14 protein-coding genes and 1 pseudogene are annotated in these 19,726 nt (G+C 70.1%); 12 read left to right on the top strand and 3 right to left on the bottom strand.

The window, feature by feature from the left end; all coding sequences use genetic code 11:
• Window positions 1–27 precede the first annotated feature (27 nt).
• From WKC72_RS34535 to WKC72_RS34550, 4 genes are all read left to right on the top strand, one after another.
• Window positions 28–495: a universal stress protein gene (locus WKC72_RS34535; RefSeq protein ID WP_005243718.1), complete on the top strand. Its 468-nt coding sequence runs from the start codon at window positions 28–30 to the stop codon at window positions 493–495.
• A gap of 29 nt (window positions 496–524) precedes the next feature.
• On the top strand, window positions 525–1,616 hold the full coding sequence (locus tag WKC72_RS34540; RefSeq protein ID WP_370181038.1) for an isochorismate synthase MenF: 1,092 nt from the start codon (window positions 525–527) through the stop codon (window positions 1,614–1,616).
• Window positions 1,617–1,743: 127 nt separating this feature from the next.
• On the top strand, window positions 1,744–1,917 hold the full coding sequence (locus tag WKC72_RS34545; protein ID WP_005258546.1) for a DUF2613 domain-containing protein: 174 nt from the start codon (window positions 1,744–1,746) through the stop codon (window positions 1,915–1,917).
• 46 nt (window positions 1,918–1,963) lie between these two features.
• Window positions 1,964–6,277, top strand: coding sequence for an alpha-(1->3)-arabinofuranosyltransferase family protein (locus WKC72_RS34550; RefSeq protein WP_370181039.1), 4,314 nt, complete (start codon window positions 1,964–1,966; stop codon window positions 6,275–6,277).
• A 23-nt stretch (window positions 6,278–6,300) separates the two neighbouring features.
• Here WKC72_RS34550 and WKC72_RS34555 read toward each other — a convergent pair.
• Window positions 6,301–7,347, bottom strand: a pseudogene (locus WKC72_RS34555) (acyltransferase family protein); the annotation flags it as partial.
• Between the two features lie 220 nt (window positions 7,348–7,567).
• Between WKC72_RS34555 and WKC72_RS34560 the strand changes: the two are divergent.
• Window positions 7,568–8,722 (top strand): DUF3068 domain-containing protein, encoded by a 1,155-nt coding sequence (locus WKC72_RS34560; RefSeq protein WP_112301019.1) that lies wholly within the window; start codon window positions 7,568–7,570, stop codon window positions 8,720–8,722.
• A gap of 127 nt (window positions 8,723–8,849) precedes the next feature.
• On the opposite strand, the gene WKC72_RS34565 is transcribed toward WKC72_RS34560, so the two are convergent.
• Window positions 8,850–10,058, bottom strand: a complete 1,209-nt coding sequence (locus tag WKC72_RS34565) for a polysaccharide biosynthesis protein (RefSeq protein ID WP_370181040.1) — start codon at window positions 10,056–10,058, stop codon at window positions 8,850–8,852.
• 54 nt (window positions 10,059–10,112) lie between these two features.
• Between WKC72_RS34565 and WKC72_RS34570 the strand changes: the two genes are divergently transcribed.
• Window positions 10,113–11,834, top strand: a complete 1,722-nt coding sequence (locus tag WKC72_RS34570; RefSeq protein ID WP_370181041.1) for a hypothetical protein — start codon at window positions 10,113–10,115, stop codon at window positions 11,832–11,834.
• On the opposite strand, the gene WKC72_RS34575 is transcribed toward WKC72_RS34570, so the two are convergent.
• Complete coding sequence (locus WKC72_RS34575) at window positions 11,775–12,995, bottom strand: glycosyltransferase family 4 protein (RefSeq protein WP_112301345.1); 1,221 nt, start codon at window positions 12,993–12,995, stop codon at window positions 11,775–11,777. The two genes, WKC72_RS34570 and WKC72_RS34575, sit on opposite strands and share 60 nt — an antisense overlap.
• A gap of 174 nt (window positions 12,996–13,169) precedes the next feature.
• Here WKC72_RS34575 and WKC72_RS34580 point away from each other — a divergent pair, with 174 nt between their 5' ends.
• The 6 genes from WKC72_RS34580 (at window position 13,170) to WKC72_RS34605 (ending at window position 19,718) form a co-directional block, all read left to right on the top strand.
• On the top strand, window positions 13,170–13,925 hold the full coding sequence (locus WKC72_RS34580) for a class I SAM-dependent methyltransferase (protein WP_112301022.1): 756 nt from the start codon (window positions 13,170–13,172) through the stop codon (window positions 13,923–13,925).
• Window positions 13,926–13,927: 2 nt separating this feature from the next.
• Complete coding sequence (locus tag WKC72_RS34585) at window positions 13,928–14,815, top strand: ROK family protein (RefSeq protein WP_370181042.1); 888 nt, start codon at window positions 13,928–13,930, stop codon at window positions 14,813–14,815.
• 80 nt (window positions 14,816–14,895) lie between these two features.
• Window positions 14,896–16,065: a phosphotransferase family protein gene (locus tag WKC72_RS34590; RefSeq protein ID WP_370181043.1), complete on the top strand. Its 1,170-nt coding sequence runs from the start codon at window positions 14,896–14,898 to the stop codon at window positions 16,063–16,065.
• Window positions 16,062–17,207: a hypothetical protein gene (locus WKC72_RS34595; RefSeq protein WP_370181044.1), complete on the top strand. Its 1,146-nt coding sequence runs from the start codon at window positions 16,062–16,064 to the stop codon at window positions 17,205–17,207. Before WKC72_RS34590 ends, WKC72_RS34595 begins: the two co-directional genes overlap by 4 nt.
• A 29-nt stretch (window positions 17,208–17,236) precedes the next feature.
• Entirely contained in the window at window positions 17,237–18,685 is a 1,449-nt protein-coding gene (locus WKC72_RS34600) for an aldehyde dehydrogenase (protein WP_370181045.1), read from the top strand.
• A 73-nt stretch (window positions 18,686–18,758) separates the two neighbouring features.
• Entirely contained in the window at window positions 18,759–19,718 is a 960-nt protein-coding gene (locus tag WKC72_RS34605) for a cation diffusion facilitator family transporter (protein WP_370181046.1), read from the top strand.
• Window positions 19,719–19,726 lie beyond the last annotated feature (8 nt).

A 19,726-nucleotide genomic window follows, 5' to 3' on the forward strand; every position in this document is an offset into this window, starting at 1 on the left:
GAGGAAACCCGTACTCAGGAGGTCGTAGTGCCCGGTGGTTTGATGTTGATCGCCTACGACGGATCCGACAACGCCAAGCGTGCGGTGGAGTGCGCAGGTCGCTTCCTCGCCTCCAATCGCGCTGTGCTGGTGACGGTGTGGGAGCCGATGGTCCGTCAGGCCGCGCGCATGTCAGGCCTGTCCGGTGTGATGCAACCCGAGTGGGTGCCCGACGAGGAGACCGAGGACGTCGCATTCTCCGACGCCAAGGTCACCAACGAAGAGGGCGTCCAGCTCGCCGAGGCCGCCGGGCTCGCCACCGAGGGTCGCTGCATCGAGTGCACCAGCACGATCTGGACGGCCATCGTGGAGACGTCCGACGAACTCGCGGTCGACATCATCGTCACCGGAACCCGCGGCACCACCGGTCTGCGGTCGTTGCTGCAGAGCAGCGTCGCCGACCACGTGTTGCGCCACAGCCACCGCCCGGTGCTGATCGTGCCTCCCGGGAAGTAGTCCGGACGCCCGACTACTGTCGGGTGACCATGGACGGCTTCCTTCTCTCCCGCGCCGACCGGACGCTGCGTACGTCCGGTGTGCGGCACGGGTACGACACCGCGGCAGCCGCTGTCACGGCCCTCGCGAACGGTGACACCGAACTGATCGTCGGAGCGCTGCCGTTCGATCCCGAACGTCCCGCCGCGCTGACCGCCCCGGAGTCGTGGGAGTTCACGGACGGCCCGTGGCGGCCCGGCAGCGTTCCCGACCTCCCGTCCGTACACCTCACGCGGGAAATCCCCGACCCCGCCGAGCACGTGGCCCGGGTGCGGTCCCTCGTCGACCGGCTGCGCGAGGGAACGCTCGGCAAGGTGGTGGCCGCCCGCAGCGTCACCCTCCGCGCGGACACCCCCATCTCCGCAGAAGCATTGGCCGCGAGAATGATTCACCAGAATCCCACCGCCAACGGGTTCGCCGTCGACCTCTCCGCGGCCGGCGAGAGCTTCCGCGGACGCAGCCTCGTCGGCGCCAGCCCCGAAGTGCTGCTCAGCCGACGCGGGCGACGCGTCACCTGCCGTCCCCTCGCCGGAACAGCCCCGCGTCGCGCCAATCCGGAGGCCGACGAGAAGGAAGGTCGCGGCCTCGTGGAGTCGACGAAGAACCTGGCCGAGCACGCGTTCGTCACGGCCTGGATCAGGGAGGTCCTGGCGCCGCTCTGCACCGAGCTGACCGTCCCGGATTCCCCGGTCCTGACCAGCACGCACGAGGTGTGGCATCTCGCGACCCCCATCGAAGGAGTGCTGCGCGACCCGTCGACCAGCGCTTTGAGCCTGGCCGCCCTGCTGCACCCGACCCCCGCCGTGTGCGGCACCCCCACCGACCTCGCCCTCGCGACCATCCGGGACGTCGAGGAGGATCGGCGGTTCTACGGCGGCGCCGTCGGATGGTGCGACGGCGACGGCGACGGCGACTGGGTGGTGGCCATCCGCTGCGCCGAGATCGCCGCGGACGGACTCGAGGCACTGGCGACGGCGGGCGGGGGCATCGTCGCCGAGTCCGACCCGGAGTCCGAACTCGACGAGACGACCACCAAACTGCGCACGCTGCTCCGGGCGCTCGGAGTGCAGCAAAGCCCGTGAACTGCTGAAACAGTGGCCCACGAGCACCAATCAGCAGTTCGGCGGCCCGCGGGTGATACCTTGACCCGAGCAATTCGTACGCGGGAGTAGCCGTGTGCGTCGATGGCACGACGGTGGGAGATGTCTGATGGGGAAGTTCCTTGTGCCCGGTGTGGTCAGCGCCGTGGTCGGTGTCGCTCTCGGCACCGTGGCGACGCTCGGCATCACCGCAGCCGCACAGGACAACACGCGTCCCGAGATCGACCGCAGCGGCAACGCGGATTCCTCGCTCCTGAACCAGGTTGAGTACGGCAGCCGCTGAGAGCGCCGCCTCAACAAGTTCCCGCACTTCCCCCGAGTCGGCGGCCATGTCGTCCATGGCGCCCTCGGCGGAGCCTCTGTCACGGCGGTGGCTGTTCGGCGCCTCTGTCGTAGCGTTTCTTCTCGCGTTCCTCCAAACCCCCGGCCGGCTCGCCGCTGACACCAAGTACGACCTGTCCCAGAATCCGATCGGATTCCTGGAACGGGCCGCGCATCAGTGGAGCAGCCAGGCCCCCATGGGCCAGGTGCAGAACCAGGCCTACGGTTACTTCTTCCCGCACGGCGCGTTCTTCGCGCTCGGCGACGTCCTGAGCGTCCCGCCATGGATCACCCAAAGAATCTGGTGGGCCCTGCTCCTCGTCGCCGGCTTCTGGGGCGTCGTCCGTCTCGCCGAAGCACTCGGCGTCGGCAGCCGCTCGTCCCGGATCATCGCCGGTGTCGCGTTCGCGTTCTCCCCCCGTGTCCTCACCACCCTGGGTTCGATCTCGTCGGAAACCCTCCCGATGATGCTGGCGCCGTGGGTCCTTCTGCCCGTGGTCGTCGCCCTCTCCCACGTGAGTGGCAAGGCGTCCCGGGACACACGGTGGCACTCACCTGCACGGTTGGCGGCCCAGTCGGCGCTGGCCGTCGCGTTGATGGGTGCGGTCAACGCCGTCGCGACCGTAGCCGCGTGCCTCGTCGCAGGCCTGTGGTGGATCGCGCACCGGCCCAACCGTCGGTGGTGGGTGTTCACCGCGTGGTGGTTCCCGTTCCTGACGCTGGCCACGTTGTGGTGGATCGTGCCGCTGCTGCTGCTCGGCAAGGTGAGCCCGCCGTTCCTCGACTACATCGAATCGTCCGGGGTGACCACGCAATGGACGTCCCTCGCCGAGATCCTCCGCGGCACCGACAGCTGGACGCCGTTCGTCTCCCCCGAGCGCATCGCAGGCGCGGTCCTCGTCACCCAGCCCGCCGCGGTCGCGGCGACCGGCCTGATCGCCGCCGCCGGTCTCGCCGGACTGTGCATGCGGTCGATGCCGGCCCGCGGGCGCCTCACTCTGATCCTGTTCGTCGGCGTCGCCGGACTCGCGGCCGGGTACATCGGGGAATTGGGCTCCCCGTTCGCCGAGCAGGTGCGACTGTTTCTCGACTCCACCGGGGCACCCCTCCGGAACGTGCACAAACTCGAGCCGCTCGTTCGACTGCCCCTCGTGCTCGGGCTGGCGCACCTGCTGGCGAAGGTGCCGCTGCCCGGTTCCGTGCCGGTCGCCCGGTGGCGCAGCGCGTTCGCGCACCCCGAGCGCGAACCGATGGTCGCGGTGACCAGCCTGGTGCTGGTCGCCCTCACCCTGGCGACGTCGCTGGCGTGGACGGGCAAGCTGGCACCGCGGGGCACGTACTCCGAGGTCCCCGACTACTGGCAGCAGGCCGCCTCGTGGCTGGAGGACAACGCCGGGGGCGCCAGCCCCGACGGTTCCGACGCGGAGCGGGCGCTCGTGGTGCCGGGCGCACCGTTCGGCAGCCAGCTCTGGGGTCTGACCCGCGACGAGCCGATGCAGGCGCTGGCGTCCACGCCGTGGGCGTCCCGCGACGCCGTCCCGCTGACACCGCCCGGCACGATCCGGGCCATGGACTCGATCCAGCGGCTGATCACGGACGGCCGCCCCTCGGACGGCATGGCGCAGACCCTGCTCGGGCAGGGCATCCACTATCTCGTGCTCCGCAACGACCTCGACCCCGAGACGTCGCGGTCGACGCGCCCGCTGCTCGCGCACCAGGCGGTCACCGGCTCGCCCGGATTCACGCAGGTCGCGGAGTTCGGCGAGGACATCGGTCCCGGTGACGTCGACGGCCTGGTGATCGACAGCGACCTGCGTCCCCGGTACCCGGCGATCGAGATCTTCGAGGTGTCGATGCCGGACGGCTCGCCGACGACGAGCGGGCCGTACACCGCGACCCTCGACGGCATCCCCCGGGTGCAGGGCGGGCCGGAATCGCTGCAACGCCTGCGGGAGAACGGCGCCCTGCCCGGAGCCGGACCGGTGTTGCTGGCCGCGGACGCGAAGCGCGCCGGACTGCCGGTCGACGACGTCACCGTCACGGACACGCCCCGGAACCGGGAAACCGACTACGGCCAGGTCGACAATCACAGTTCGGCGCTGCGCACCCCGGACGACGCGCGCCGCACGTTCAATCTCGTCCCCGACTATCCGGTGGCGGACACCCCGCTCGTGGAGGGGCAATGGGAGGGCGCGACGCTGAGCGTGTCGAGTGCGGCGTCCGACGCCACGCAACTCGGCGGCACCTCCCCCGCCAGCAGCGCCGCCGCGACCGTCGACGGCGACCCGGCGACGGGCTGGTTCAGCAACGGCATCGAGCGGGCGCTGGGCCAGTGGCTCCAGATCGACTTCGACACCCCGCTCACCAGCTCACTGCTGCACATCACGACGAGCCCGGCCGCGATCGGCGCCCCCGTCCGCTGGATGGAGGTGTCGACGCCCAACGGCAGCACCGCCGTGAAGGTGGACGCCCCGGGCAAACCGATCGCCGTGTCCGTCCCCGGCGGCGTCACCCCGTGGGTGCGGATCACCGCTACTCGAACCGAGAACGGTTCCGCGGGAACACAGTTCGGCATCAGCGAGGTGTCGGTCGAGGACTTCTCCCAGCGTGACGCCCCGGTCACCGTGCCGATCCGGTACCGCACGATGTTGCCTCCCACCCCCGAGGGCGCGTCCGTCTCGGGCTGGGATCTCAGCCAGGAACTCCCCGGCCGCAACTCGTGCGCCGAGTCCCCGGACCGGGCGCGGTGCAGCAACGCCTTCGTCCTGCCGCCCGAGGAGGTCGGCACGTTCGAGCGAACGTTGTCGGTGCCCGAACCCACCGCGGTCACGCCGCAACTGATGCTGCGCGCACGTCACGGCGCACCGCTGGAAGAGCTTCTCACGCAAAGGGATCGGCCGTCCGCCCACGGGACCAGCAACATCACCGACCTTCGCGGGTCGGCGTTCGCCGCCACCGACAACGATCCGCGCACCAGTTGGTCGGCGAAGCAGGACACCACCGGCGGCAAGGGCGCGAAACCGACCCTCACGATCGACCTTCCCGAACCCACGCTGGTCACCGGCCTGCAACTGACACCCAGCCTGGGTGCCGTGCCCACCGCCCCCGACCGGGTCGCCGTCGACCTCGGTAACGGACCGCAGGTGCGCGACGTCGACGAGGACGACGGGACCGTCACGGTCGAACCCCGGGTGACCGACCGGATCGTACTCAGCCTCGTGTCCTGGAAGAGCACCCTTGATCAGAACGCGCTGGGATTCGCGCAACTGCAGCCCGCGGGCCTCGCCGAGGTCGGGGTGCTGGGCGAGGACGGTGTCCTGCTGCCCGGGTCGGGTCCGGCCGAAGACGCCGGCGCCCGCGAGGTGACGGTGCCCTGCGAGGAGGGACCGGTCGTGTCGATCGGCGGGCAGCCGGTGCGCACGAGCGTCACGGCAACCGTCGGGCAAGTACTCTCCGGTGGCCCGGTTCCCGCGACCCTCTGCGACACGGCCGGCCCCGTTCCGCTGGGAGCCGGATCCCAGGACGTGACCGTCGACCCGGGGTCGGCGTTCTTCGTCGACAGTCTCCGCCTCGACGCCGGACCGCAGGCCCAGGCCGTTCCGACGGAGCAGGTGTCGACCACCGCGTGGACGGAGAACCATCGGGAACTCACGGTGCCGCGCTCGGACACGGAGCGGGTCGTCGTCGTCCCCGAGAGCACCAACGTCGGCTGGGTGGCCACCGCACCGGACGGGAGCGAGCTGACTCCGATCGTCGTGGACGGCTGGCAGCAGGGGTGGATCCTGCCCGCGGGAACCGAGGGGACGGTGACCCTCGACTTCCCCACCGACCACTGGTACCGCCTGGGGATCTTCGGCGGTCTGCTGCTGCTGATTCCGCTGATCGCCGCCGCATTGTGGCCGCGCCGCGGACGCGATCGCGATCCCGGCCCGGCACCCCGGACCTGGGGCAGCGCGACGGTCGGGTGGCTGGGAATCCTCGCTGCCGCCACCGTGATCGGCGGTCCCGTCGGCGCGGCGACGACGGTCGTGGTGACGCTGCTGGCCGTGACCCTCGTCCGGCTACGCGGAACCGCCACCGCCGCGCGCGTGCTGGTGGGTGTCGCCGGAGCATCGACGATGCTCGGCATGGCGATGCTCTCCACCGGCCCGTGGCGCGCGCCCGGCGGGTACGTGGGGCACTCGTTCCTCGTTCAGTTCCCGCTGCTGCTGGCGCTCGTCGCCACCGGGCTGGCCGTGCTGCCACTCGGACGGTCGGCGCTCCTGGCGCGCGCCTCCCAGCGCTTGACGGCGCGACGAGCGGGTTCCTCCACCAACGCGTAGCTGGCCGACGCGACCGCGACGCTCATCACCGTCGTCAGGAAGAGGATGTAGACGAAGTGGCCGGTGAACGGAACGAGCCCGAACACCGGAAAGACGATCGACAGCACCGCGAGGTGCCAGATGAAGATGCCGTACGACCAGCGGCCCACGGCGAGAGCGAGCGGACTCGCGAGGTAGCGGTGGGTGGACGTGTCGGACAGCACCAGCGGGGCCATCAGCGCGAAGCTGATGACGGCGCCGAGCGCCATCTTGACGGCGTACTGCCACGGTTCGGGACGCACCAGCCCCTCCGGGCCGGCGAGGTCGGTCGCGGTGAGCGTGAATGCCACTGCGGCGACGAGAAACATCCGGACGCGATGATGCGCCCAGCGGTGCATCCGGCCGGGCGGACTCACCGCCAGTTCGGCGAGCAACATCCCGGCTCCGAACCAGGGCAGGTACCCGGGCAGCCAGTTGTCGTGATGAATGCCACCCGGCGTCGACACCGGGACGAATGCCCACGTCAGACTCACCGCGATCAACGCGAGAATCGCCGGAACCCGCAGCCGCGCAGCCGGACCCCGCAACCGGACCAGCGCGAACGCCAGCAACGGAAGCACCAGGTAGAAGGCCACCTCCACCGACAGGCTCCACATCTGGGTCAGACCGTCGGTGAGCGTGAGGGGCACGAACACCTGCACGAGACCGAGATTCGCCCACCACGTGCGGTAACTCGCGTTCGCGGTGGGCAGGAACGTCAACACCACCGCCACGGCGACCCAGTACGCGGGCAGGATGCGCGTCGCCCGCGAGATCCAGTACCGGACGATTCCCTGGGCGGGGCCCATCCCCCGCGCCGCCCCGGCATGGCTGCGCCACAACAGGAATCCGGACAGCGCGAAGAAGACCGCCACCGCCAGATCGAATCGTCCCCAGATGCGCCCGAGAACGGGCACGTGCGTCGCACCGGTCTGGAACGCGACGTGCGTCACGAGCACCCCCAGCGCCGCGAGACCGCGCATTCCCTCGAGTGCGGGAATGAAACTGCGCGGCGGTGCGGTCGTGCTCGTAGTGGTGGCCGAGGTGCTCATCACCAACAGTGTGCCTGGTCCGGGGGCTGTGACGGAAAACTCCGTTCGAGTCACTTCGCTGGCGAACGGCCGATGCGTTTACTATCCGATGGGGCAAATGCGCATTCGAGACTGTTAGTGTTTTGCCTCACGTGGTGTCGATGTGGGCTCCATGCGATCCGTGCAGCCGTGCTGCCGGTGGGGGAATCTCAATCGACAGAATTGGGTTAGGAGAGAAAGCATGGCGGAGCGCTCAGGGCCGAGCCGGATACTTGCTTGCATTCTGGTGGGCCTCGGTGCCTTCCTCTTGGCCGTCGCTATTCTCATTCCCACCTACACGGTGGGCAAATTGGAGAAGACGCCCTTGGACCTCGAAGTGACCACGATCGCCGAAGGTTCCGGCAGCGTGCTCAACTCGCAGGCTCTTCTCGCAGGCAAGGCCGAAGTCAACACGAACGTTCCACTGGTGTCACAGCGCTACGTCACCACCGAAGACCCCGCGGACGCGGACGTCGTCACTCTCCAGGCGGGGCAGACGCTGCGGCGCACCGACAAGCAGGGCGACACCGGACTGCTGTCCGCGATCGTCGACCGCAACACCGTCGACCGCAAGACGTCGATGCCGACCAACGACCCGGTGGGCACCATCCAGACGCAGCCCAACCAGCCTGCCGAGGAAGTTTCGCGCGACGGACTGCAGTACAAGTTCCCGTTCAACTCGGAGAAGCAGAGCTACCCCTACTTCGACCTGAACGCGCGCGCCACCCAGGACATCAACTTCGTCGAGGAGACGGAGATCAACGGCCTGAAGGTGTACCACTACAACCAGACGATCGACCCGGTCGACCTGTCGAAGGTGGTCAGCTCGCCCACCAACAAGCTGACGCTGCCCGCCGAGGCGTGGGGCGTCCCCGGCGGCACCCTCCCCGTCACGATGACCCGCTGGTACACCAACGTGCGCGACCTGTGGGTCGAGCCCGAGACCGGTGTCGTCGTCAAGGGCCAGGAGCAGCTGCACCAGTACTACGCCCGCAACAAGGACAAGCCGGAGATCGACGTCCTGAAGGTGGAACTGCCCTTCAACGAGCAGACCATCGAATACCAGGTCCAGCAGGCCAAGGACGGCATGGACAAGATCAGCACGTTCGGTCGCACCGTGCCGATCATCGCCGGCATCCTCGGTGTCATCGCGCTGATCGCAGGTCTCGTCCTGGGTCTGCGCGGAGGCAAGGGCAGGCAGCCCGCGCACACCGCCGGCGACGACTACCCGCCGAGCGACGGTGGCCGTCACGTCGACCTGGACAAGTCGGAGGCTCCCACCGAGCAGCACGACTGGACCACGGACAAGACGGAAGAGATTCCCGTGCAAGATCCGCGCCGGTACGACGAGCGTTAGAGCAGTACGGCCGGACGCCACGTAGTCCGGTGCGAAGGGGACCTCGGTAGTGCACCGAGGTCCCCCTCGTCGTTTCCGGGGGCGGACTGCGCCGGTGTCACAGGCAGCTCGTCGGACCGAACGGATGTCACATCGGGCGCGGGGCATCACGCCGCGCGCTGCGCACGGCGAGGACGCTGACGACCAGCGCGGTGCTCGACGCGACCGTCACGGCGACGGCGATGAACTGCCCGATCGTGGAGGCGAGGGTCAGCATCGCGGTCATCTCGACGGCGAAGCCGATCCAGGCGATCACAGCGAGGTGCGTCCGCTCCCCCGCGATGGCGGACAGCAGGGCGCCCTGCAGGACGGCCAGGCAGGCACCGTGGAGCGCGAACAGCCAGAGCAGCGACTGGACGGGCCGATACGCGTCGCCGACGAGGAGCGGGACGAGCGGGGCGGCCACCGCGACGCCTGCCACGAGGACCGCCCCGAGTCCGACGAGGACGGCGAGCGCCGACCGGATCGCCTGCGCGGAGTGCGCGGGATTCGCCATCCGCGGATAGAGCACCACCCCGACGGCCTGCGGTAGCCAGAACGCGGCCTTGGTGGCGACAGCGCCCAGCGCGTACAGGCCGGCGTCGTCGTTGCTGAGCACGATCCGGGCGATCACCAGGTCCATCGACGACAACGCGATCAGCGCCAACTGCACCTGCGACGCCTTCAGCACAGCCCCGACGCCGATCCGGGTGCTCGACTCCCCGGTGATCCCGGAATCGGCGAACAGGCGCGCACACAGGGCCACCAGCCCGGTGCCGACCGCGCTGGCGGCGAGGGCGAGCCCCGGCCCGGCGCCGACGGCCAGCACCACGACCGCGGGAACGACCTTCGCGACACCGGCTGCCGCGAGGACGACGCTGAGCGGGCCGAACCGTGCCGCGCCCTGCAGCAGTCCCTGTTCGGTGGCGAGCAGGACCAGGACGGGCGCCGTGATCAGCGCCGAGAACGTGGCGAGCACGCCGGTGTCGAGGGCCCAGGACACGAGGGGTGCGAGCAGCATCGCCGCGACCGCGACGATCACCGCGCAGCGGTACCCCAGCACCCGGACCGCGTGGGCGCCCTTGCCCCGGACCACCTCGCGGGCGACGACGGTCTGCAGTGCGAGAGCGGGGACGGCGAGGACGAGTTGGGCCGCCAGGAGACTCGCGAACTCCCCGTAGCCCGCCGGACCGAGCCAGCGGCTCGCCGGCAGATGCAGCAGGTAGGACGCGATGTTCGCGATCATCGAGCCCGCCGTCACCATCGTCACCCCGGCGACCGCCGAGCTGGTGAGGGTCGGGCGTGGCATGCGCCCCATGATGCACTACGTGCCGTGCGAGCCGGGTCGATGCACCACGTATCGTGACGGCCCATGACCGCCCGGCGCCGAGCATCGTTCGTCGCGGCGGTCTACAGCCTCCTTCTGGCGTTGCTGATCCTCGGGCCGCTGCTCGGTCCGGGCTACCTGCTGTTGCGGGACGCGGTCAGCACCCCCCGCTCGTATCCGACGGACTCGGCGCTCGGTCTCACGGACGCCGCCGCACGGGCCGTGCCGCAGGACGCTCTCCTCGCGACGCTGAGCGCCGTCGTCGACGGCGGCCTGGTGGTGAAGGCGATCCTACTGCTCGCGCTCTGGGCGGCCGGCTGGGGCGCGGCCCGGATGGTCCGCACCGTCCTGCCGACGGCGGGGCTCGGACCTCAGCTCGTGGCCGTGACGGTGACGGTGTGGAACCCGTACGTCGCCGAGCGACTGCTGCAGGGTCACTGGAGCCTGCTGGCCGGATACGCGGCGTTGCCGTGGACGGCGTGTGCGGCGGTCGCGATTCGACGGGGTCACCGCCGGGGATGGTTCGCCCTCGCGGCCTGCCTCGCCGCGGCCGGTCTGACGCCCACCGGGGTGTTGCTCGCCGCGGTGACCGCGGTGGCCGTCCTCGCGCTCCCCGGCGGACGATCCGCCGCGTGGCTCCGGGTGACGGGCGCGCTGGGCCTGTTCGTCGTCGCGAGCGCGCCGTGGCTGGTCGCCACGGCCCTGGCCGGCGGCGGCGGGGACGGCTCCGATCCCGCCGGGGTCGCGGCGTTCGCGGCGCGCGCCGAGCCGGGGCTGGCGACTCTCGGCAGTCTCGCCGGACTCGGCGGCGTGTGGAACGAGACCGCCGTCCCCGAGACCCGGACCACGCTGTTCGCACTCGTCGGAACGGTCCTGCTGCTCGCGGTCGTCCTGTGCGGACTGCCGGCGCTGTGGCGGCGGCGACGGCATCCCGTGGTCGCCGCACTGACGGCGATCGCGCTGGTGGCGGTGCTGCTGCCCGCACTCGGCGCGACCGCGTGGGGTCTCGACATCGGCCGCTGGCTGGTGCAGAACGTCCCCGGCGCGGGGTTGCTCCGGGACGCGCAGAAGTGGGTGGCGCTCGCGGCGCCGCTGTATGCGCTCGCCGCCGCGGCCGCGGTGCTGCGACGCCCCGCCACGTGGTCCGTCTCGGCCGTCCTGGTCGTGCTGCTCGCCCTCCCCGACCTCGCGTGGGGAGTCGGTGGCGCGCTGCGCCCGGTTCACTATCCGCCGTCGTGGCAGCAGGTGGCCGCCGAGGTGGAGCGCGACGCGCACAGCGGGGACGTCGCCGTGCTGCCCACGGGCATGTTCCGCAAGTTCTCCTACAGCGGTTCCGCGCCCGTCCTCGACCCCGCCCCGAGGATGCTGCCCGAAGACGTCCTGCAGACGGGCGAGCTGGTGGTGGCCGGTGGCACGGTGAAGGGTGAGGGGTCCCGGGCGCAGCAGGTGGAACGGGTGCTGCTCACCGGCGGTTCCGCCGCCGATCTCGCGTCGCTGGGTGTCCGGTGGGTCCTGGTCGAGCGCGACACGCCCGGACCGCGCGGCGAATCCGCGACCACCCTGGCCGGTCTGGTGCGAGAGTTCTCGGACGAGCATCTGGAGCTGTACCGCGTCGACGGCGACGTCGCACGGCACCAGGCGTCCGACCGGGCGCGCGCGACGGTGATCGCGGCCCACGTGCTGTGGGCGCTGCTGCTGACCGGTGGTCTACTCGGCGCGGGCGTGCTCGAGGCCCGGACGCGCCAGCGCCGGCGACACCAGCCCTGACGTCCGCAGGCCCGCGGCCGTGCCCGCCAGCACCTCGTGGACGCCGTTCCCGGTGTGCTTCCAGGAGAACTCACCCGCGCGGACCCGCGCCTTCTCGCCGAGGACCATGCGCGTCTCGGGGTCGAGCAGGAGGGTGTTGACGGCCGCGGTCAGTTCGCCGACGTCGGCCGTCGCCGCTTCCGCGCTGCCGACCAGAACACCGGTCACGCCGTCGACGATCGAATCCGTCAGCCCCTTGGAGCTGCGGTAACCGACGGTCGGGACCCCGTGCTGGGCGGCCTCGATGACGGCCAGACCCCACCCCTCCTTGCGGGACGGCATCACGTGCACCCAGGACTGCGACAGCAACTGGTGCTTACGGGTTTCGTCGACGTGCCCGTGGAACGTGACGGCGTCGCCGATGCCCAGTTCGTGCGCGCGGTCGCGGAGATTCTGCTCCCACCAGCCGCCACCGATGACGTCGAGGTGCACGTCGGCGATCGTGGGACGCAGCGCCGCGACGGCCTCGAGGGCGTCCTCGATCTGCTTGTGCGGCACCAGCCGGGACAGGACGCACACGCTGGGGTGCACGGTCCGGGTGTCGGCGCCGCCGATGTCCACGCCGACCGGGATGTCGTCGGCGCCGTTGCGTACCACCGCGATCCGTTCGCGCTCGACGCCGAGTTCGACGAGTTCGTCGGCGGACGGCAGCGACACGGTGAGGTACTGGTCGTCCCGGTGGGTGCGCGGCGACAACCGGGATTCCACCCACCAGCCGATCTTGCCCATCAACCGGCCTGCCACGGGCCACTGCTCGCGGTGGCAGTGGTGCACGAGCAGCGTCACGGGCGCGCCGGCGACGACGCGGGAGAAGAACGGGATGCCGTTCTGGGTGTCGATGACGGCGTCGGGGCGGATCCCTCGCAGCGGTCCGAACCCGAGCCGGCCCGCGGCGATCGCGGCGAGGGCGCGGGGGTAGACGCTGTACCGTCCGCCCGCCCGGCTGATCTCGATGCCGTCGACGGTTTCCTTCTTGGCCGCGCCGCGGTAACCGGCGGTGCGGAGGGTGACCTTGATTCCCCGCGCCGCGAGCTGGGCGCCGACCTCCTCGAGGTACCGCTCACTGCCGCCACCCTGCGGGTGACCGGTGTCGCGCCAGCAGAGCAGCAGAACCTCTCGCACGTTCATATACTCCTGTGGTCGTTGCGGTACATGTGGTCACGGGGCGGGACGTTCCGCGCGGTAGTCCCCGAACACCCTATCGGTCGCATTCCACGGGATGTTGCAGCCACCGCGAACGGATTGGGGGCCGGGCGGCTGCACTCGCTAAGGTTCAGTCTCGTGACGACGCCTCCCGTGACCCGGCGATTCGGTCGACGGGCAACCCTGAAGCGGTCGTTCGGCCTGCTCAGCGACTTCCGGCACGAACAGACCGCACCCGACCTGTTCTACGGCGCCCTCGCCCGCGACTCCGTCGAGCTGATCGGCGACCTGTACGGCGGTCTGACCGAATCGGATCTCACGGGGACGACGGTCCTGGACGTCGGCGGCGGACCCGGTTACTTCGCGGACGTGTTCCAGCAGGCCGGCGCCCGGTACGTCCCGGTGGAGCCGGATCCGTCGGAGATGCATGCCGCGGGCCTCGCCGTGGGCGGCGCGGTGCGCGGGTCGGGGTTGGCGCTGCCGTTCCGGACGTCCTCGGTGGACATCTGCTTCTCCTCCAACGTCGCCGAGCACGTCAGCGAACCGTGGGCAATGGCGGACGAGATGGTCCGGGTGACGAAACCCGGCGGCCTGATCGTGCTGTCCTACACGTTGTGGTGGGGCCCGTTCGGCGGCCACGAGACCGGGCCGTGGCACGCGCTGGGCGGTGAGTACGCCGCCCGCCGCTACCTGCGCAAGAACGGCCGCGAACCCAAGAACCGGTACGGCGTCTCCCTGTTCAAAGTGGGTGCGGCCGACGGGCTTCGGTGGGCCCGGCGGGCCCCGGACGCGGACTTCCTGGCGGCCTTCCCCCGCTACCACCCGCGCTGGGCGTGGTGGATGGTGCGGGTCCCCGGACTGCGGGAGTTCCTGGTGAGCAACCTCGTTCTCGTGATGCGGAAGCACTGACCGTGGTCGCGCTGGCTCTGGACATCGGCGGCACCAAGATGGCTGCCGGGATCGTCGACGCGGACGGCACGGTGCCCCACCCGGCGACCACCCCGACGCCGGCGACCGGAGTCGCGGACGCGTGCGCCGCCCTGCTGCGGGAGGTCGCGGGAGCGGCGAAAATCACGTCGGTCGGCATCGCCTGCGCGGGACCGGTCGACACGGTCGCCGGCACCGCGTCACCCATCAACATCGACGAGTGGGCGGGCGGGTTCGGCCTGGTCGGCCTCGTGCACGAACTTTTTCCCGGCGTCCCTGCGAGGCTGGCGATGGACGGCGCCGCCGCCGCTCTCGGCGAGCACCACCACGGTGCCGGGCGCGGTGTCCCCGACCTGCTGAGCCTCGTCGTGTCCACCGGCATCGGCGGCGGAGTTGTCCTCGGCGGCCGCATCGCCACCGGCCGGACCGGCAACGCGGGACACATCGGTCACCTGGTGGTCCCTGGCGGAACCGAGCCGTGCACGTGCGGCGGGGTGGGGTGCCTGGAGACGGTGGCGAGCGGACCGTCGTCCGTGCGCTGGGCCCGGTCCCAGGGATGGCGCGGGACGACGGGCGTCGCGCTGGCGGGGGCCGCCGCGGACGGTGACGACGTCGCCGTGGCCGCCCTCGACCGCGCAGGGACCGCACTGGGGCAGGCAATCGCGTCCGCCGCAGCCCTCCTCGACGTCGACCTCGCGGTGATCGGTGGTGGATTCGCGCAGGCCGGGCCCGCGTTGTGGGAGCCGATGCGCACGGCCGCCGCCCGGCACGCCCGGTTGTCGTTCGTCGCGGGTCTGCGGGTGGTCCCGGCGGAACTCGGCGCCTCCGGAACGCTCGTCGGGGCGGGAGTCCTGGCCGTCGGCGAGGGCTGACACAGCGGGATCTCCTCACCTGTTCCGAAATTCTGTAACGTGTTCTAGTGTTCAGGGTCACACCACGTTCAGGAGAGGAGGTGACCGTGAGCACGAGCACTGCCCGATCCGCCGACGACTCCGATCACTCGTCCGAAGTCGCCCGGCCCACTGATTCCCGCCGTGATCCGGAGGTGCTGCGAGACGCGCTGCACCGCTGGCTCGCCGCCCAGTTGCCCGCCGACGCCGCACCCGAGGTCACGCACGTCCATCTCCCCGACGCGAACGGCATGTCGAGCGAGACGATCCTCTTCGACGCCGCCTGGTCCGGCGAGGTTCACCCGCTGGTCGCGCGGGTCGCGCCCGCCGACACGACGATGCCCGTCTTCCCGGAGTACGACCTCGACGGACAGTTCCAGGTGATGGCGCAGGTCCGGGAGCACTCCGCCGTCCCGGTCCCGGTCGTCTACTGGTCCGAATCCGATCCCGGTCCGCTGGGCGCCCCGTTCTTCGTCATGGCCCGCGTCTCCGGGCAGGTCCCGCCGGACGTGATGCCCTACAACTTCGGGTCGTGGGTGACGGAGGCGACCGAGGAGCAGCGCGCGCTGCTGCAGCACAGCGCGGTGAATGTGCTTGCGCAACTGCACGACATCGACCGGCCGTGGGAGCGGTTCGCGTTCCTGCGACTGCCCGGCTCGGGTCCCACCGTCACCGAGGCGCTCGCCGCGCACATCCGGCAGCAACGCGAGTACTACGAGTGGACGACGCAGTCCGGTCCCCGGTCCCCGTTGATCGAACGCGGTTTCGCATGGATGGAAGACAATCTCCCGGACGACCCCTCCCCCGCCGTGTTCTGCTGGGGCGACGCCCGGATCGGCAACATGATGTTCGAGGACTTCCGGCCCGTGGCCGTACTCGACTGGGAGATGGCCGCACTCGGGCCCCGCGAACTCGACCTGGGCTGGATGACGTACCTGCACCGGTTCTTCGAGGACATCGCCGCGTCGGCCGGGCTCGACGGGATGCCCGACTTCCTGCGACTCGAAGACCTCGCCGCCCTCTACGAGGAACTGACGGGCCACACGCCCCGCGATCTCGAGTACTACACCGCCTACGCGGCGCTGCGGCAGGCCACCATCATGCTGCGGATCCAGGAGCGCGCCATCCACTTCGGGCAGGCCGTCGCTCCGGAGGATCCGGACGACATGATCATGCACCGCGCGTCGCTCGAGGCGATGCTCGACGGCACGTACTGGGAGAAGATCCGATGACCGCCGACTACGCCGGAAACCCGCTCTCCCCGATGGACGACTACCCCATTCATCAGGTGGCCGAACCGATTCGGCGCGTCGCCACGTCCGACCGCAACTTCTACGACCGCTACTACTTCAACTGCTATCCGTCGGCCGAGTCCGACCTCTTCCTCATCATCGGTCTCGGGCAGTACCCCAACCTCGGCGTGACGGACGCGTTCGCGGTGCTCCGCCGCGGCGACGACCACATCGTCGTCCGCGGGTCGGCGGCCCTGGGTCACGACCGCTCCGACAGCACCGTCGGACCGTTCCGCGTCGAGGTCCTCGAGGGTCTGCAACGCCTGCGCGTCGTGCTCGAGCCCGGCGACTACGACCTCTCCTTCGACCTCACCTTCGACGGCGCGATCCCCGCGACGCTGGAGCCCCGCCACTTCCGCAGGCAACTCGAGCGCGTCACGTTCGACACGAGCCGCTTCGTCCAGACCGGCACCTGGGCAGGCGAACTCACGATCGTCGGGCAGAGCCGCCCCGTCACCCCCGACACCTGGCGCGGCAACCGCGACCGGTCGTGGGGAGTGCGCCCGGTCGGCGAGTCCGAGCCCCCCGGACGGCGGGCGGTCGACGGGATCCAGAACTTCTTCTGGATCTACTCGGTGATGCAGTTCGAGGACTACTCCGTCTCCGTCGTCCTGCAGGAGGACGAACTCGGCAGGCGCATCGTCGAGGAAGCCGTCCGCATCTGGCCGGACGCCGACCGCGAACCCGAATGGCTGGGCCGACCCGAACACGAGCTGAAGTTCGAACCGGGGACGCGGGACGTCACGTCGGCGTCGCTGAGTTTCCACCGCCCGACCGGCGAGGTCGTCACCGTCACCTGCGACCTGCTGGTTCCCAACTACATCGGTATCGGCACGGGGTACGGCCTCGAAGCCGATTGGCGTCACGGCATGTGGCAGGGCGAACTCGTGGTGCAGGGACTGCGCAAACGAGCGTCCGAGATCGAACCGGGACTCCGGATGTTCTGCCCCGTCGACAATCTCACCCGCTTCCGGCTCGAGGACGACGGCGAGACGGTCGTCGGGACCGGGCTGTTCGAGGTCGCGGCGATCGGCCCACACGCACGGTACGGATTCGACAGTTTCACCGACACCGCCTCCTGACCGGGGGGAACGACACGAGGAATGGACTCATGACCGACTACGACAAGCTCTACATCGGCGGCAAGTGGGTGGCCCCGGCCACCGATCAGGTGCTCGAAGTGTTCTCTCCGGCAACCGAGGAACGCGTCGGCAGCTGTCCCGTCGCGTCGCCGGCCGAGATCGACGACGCCGTCGCCGTGGCCCGGCGGGCCTTCGACGAAGGTCCGTGGCCGCAGACGACTCCCGCCGAGCGCGGGGAGATCCTCGCGAAGGCGGCGAAACTCATCGAGGAGCGCGGCGACGCCCTCAACGCGCTGATCTCGTCCGAGATGGGTCAGCCGCCCGCGATGGTCGGGATGATGCAGCAGACGCCGTCGCTCGCGACCCTCAACTTCTACGCCGGACTCGCGAACGAGTTCGAGTGGGAGCAGACCCGCACCGGTGCGTTCGGGCAGACGAAGGTGCTGCGGGAGCCCGTCGGTGTGGTTGCCGCGGTCCTCGCGTGGAACGTTCCACTGTTCCTGGCGGTCAACAAGCTGTCCCCGGCGCTGCTCGCGGGCTGCACAGTCCTGCTGAAACCGGCACCCGAATCTCCGCTCTCCACACACCTTCTCGCCGAGATCTTCGCCGAGGCGGGGGTTCCCGAGGGCGTCATCTCCGTTCTGCCCGGCGGCGCCGAAACCGGTGAATACCTGGTGTCGCATCCCGGGATCGACAAGATCACGTTCACCGGCAGCAGTCCCGTCGGCCGCAAGATCGGGGCCATCGCCGCGCAGAACCTCAAGCGCTGCTCCCTCGAATTGGGCGGCAAGTCGGCGGCCATCATCCTCGAGGACGCCGACCTCGCGTCCACCATGCCGATGCTGGTGATGTCCGGGCTCATGAACACCGGTCAGGCGTGCGTCGCGCAGACCCGGATCCTCGCCCCGCGGTCCCGCTACGACGAGGTCCTGGACGCCCTCGTGGCGGGTGCCGGATTCATGACCGTCGGTGATCCGTCCGACCCCGCCGCGCAACTCGGGCCCCTGATCTCCGAGAAGCAGCGCGACCGCGTCGAGGGCTACATCGCCAAGGGCAAGGAACAGGGTGCCCGCGTGGTGCTCGGTGGTGGCCGTCCGGAAGGCCTCGACAAGGGCTGGTACGTGGAGCCGACGATCTTCGCGGACGTCGACAACTCGATGACGATCGCCCGCGAGGAGATCTTCGGACCCGTCCTGTCCGTGATTCCCTACGACTCCGAGGACGAGGCGATCAAGATCGCCAACGACTCCGACTACGGACTCGCCGGCTCGGTATACACCACCGACATCGACCACGGTCTCGCCGTCGCGAAGCAGATCCGCACCGGCACGTACGCCATCAACTGGTACGCGTTCGACCCCGGCTCACCGTTCGGCGGCTACAAGGCCTCCGGGATCGGTCGCGAGAACGGACCGGAGGGGCTCGAGGCGTTCTGCGAGACCAAGTCCGTCCTCATGCCGCCCGGTTACACGGGGTAGGCGGCTTCGCCGCCCGTGCGTGGTTGGCGAGTCTCTGGACCCCTCAACCACGCACAGGCGTTAGCGTGATCGGGTGACCGCATCGACTCCGGACGCCACCCGAGACGCCGAAGGCGAGAGTGCACTCACCGTCGTTCTCGCGTTCGGCGCGAACATACTGATCGCACTGGCCAAGACCGTCGCCGCCGTGGTCACCGGCTCGGCGTCGATGGTGGCGGAGGCCGCGCACTCGTGGGCCGACTCGGGCAACGAGATCCTGCTCCTGATCGCCAATTCCCGGGCCAAGCGCTCACCGGACCGCATCCATCCGCTCGGATACGGGCGGGAAGCCTACGTGTGGTCGATGTTCGCGGCGCTCGGGCTGTTCGCCCTGGGTGCGGGGGTGTCCGTCACGCACGGCATCCAGGAACTCGTGCACGCCGAGCCTGCCACGAACTTCGCCGTCGCATATGTCGTGCTCGGTGTCTCGTTCGTGCTCGAGTCCATCTCGTTCCAACAGGCGTACCGGCAGTTGCGCGCCGAGGCCGTCGCCATCGACCGCGACGTCCTGGCCCACGCGCTGCGCACGTCGGACCCCACCACGCGCGCCGTGTTCGCGGAGGACGCCGCGGCGCTCATCGGTTTGGTCATCGCGTTCCTGGGCGTTCTGCTGCACCAGATCACGGGATCGGCGATCCCCGACGCAATAGGCTCCATCCTGGTCGGGATCCTGCTCGGGGTCATCGCGCTGATCCTGATCGACCGCAATCGCCGATTCCTGATCGGCGAGGAGGCGTCTCCTGCCCTGCGCCAGGCCGGCATCGAGGCCCTCGAGGCGCTGCCCGAGGTCGACCGGGTGACGTTTCTCCGCATGGAGTACCTGGGACCGCGGCAGGCGTACCTGGTGGCGAGTGTCGACCTCGTCGGCGACTACGCGGAGTCTCGTGTCGCCCACACCCTCCGCGACCTCGAGGCCCGGCTGGAACGGAACTCCCACGTGGTCCGCGCGATACTCACCCTGTCGACAGAGGACGAGCCGACGATCACGGTGTGAGATCGCCG

Source organism: Rhodococcus wratislaviensis, assembly GCF_041228765.1.
Classification (GTDB): Bacteria; Actinomycetota; Actinomycetes; order Mycobacteriales; family Mycobacteriaceae; genus Rhodococcus_F; species Rhodococcus_F wratislaviensis.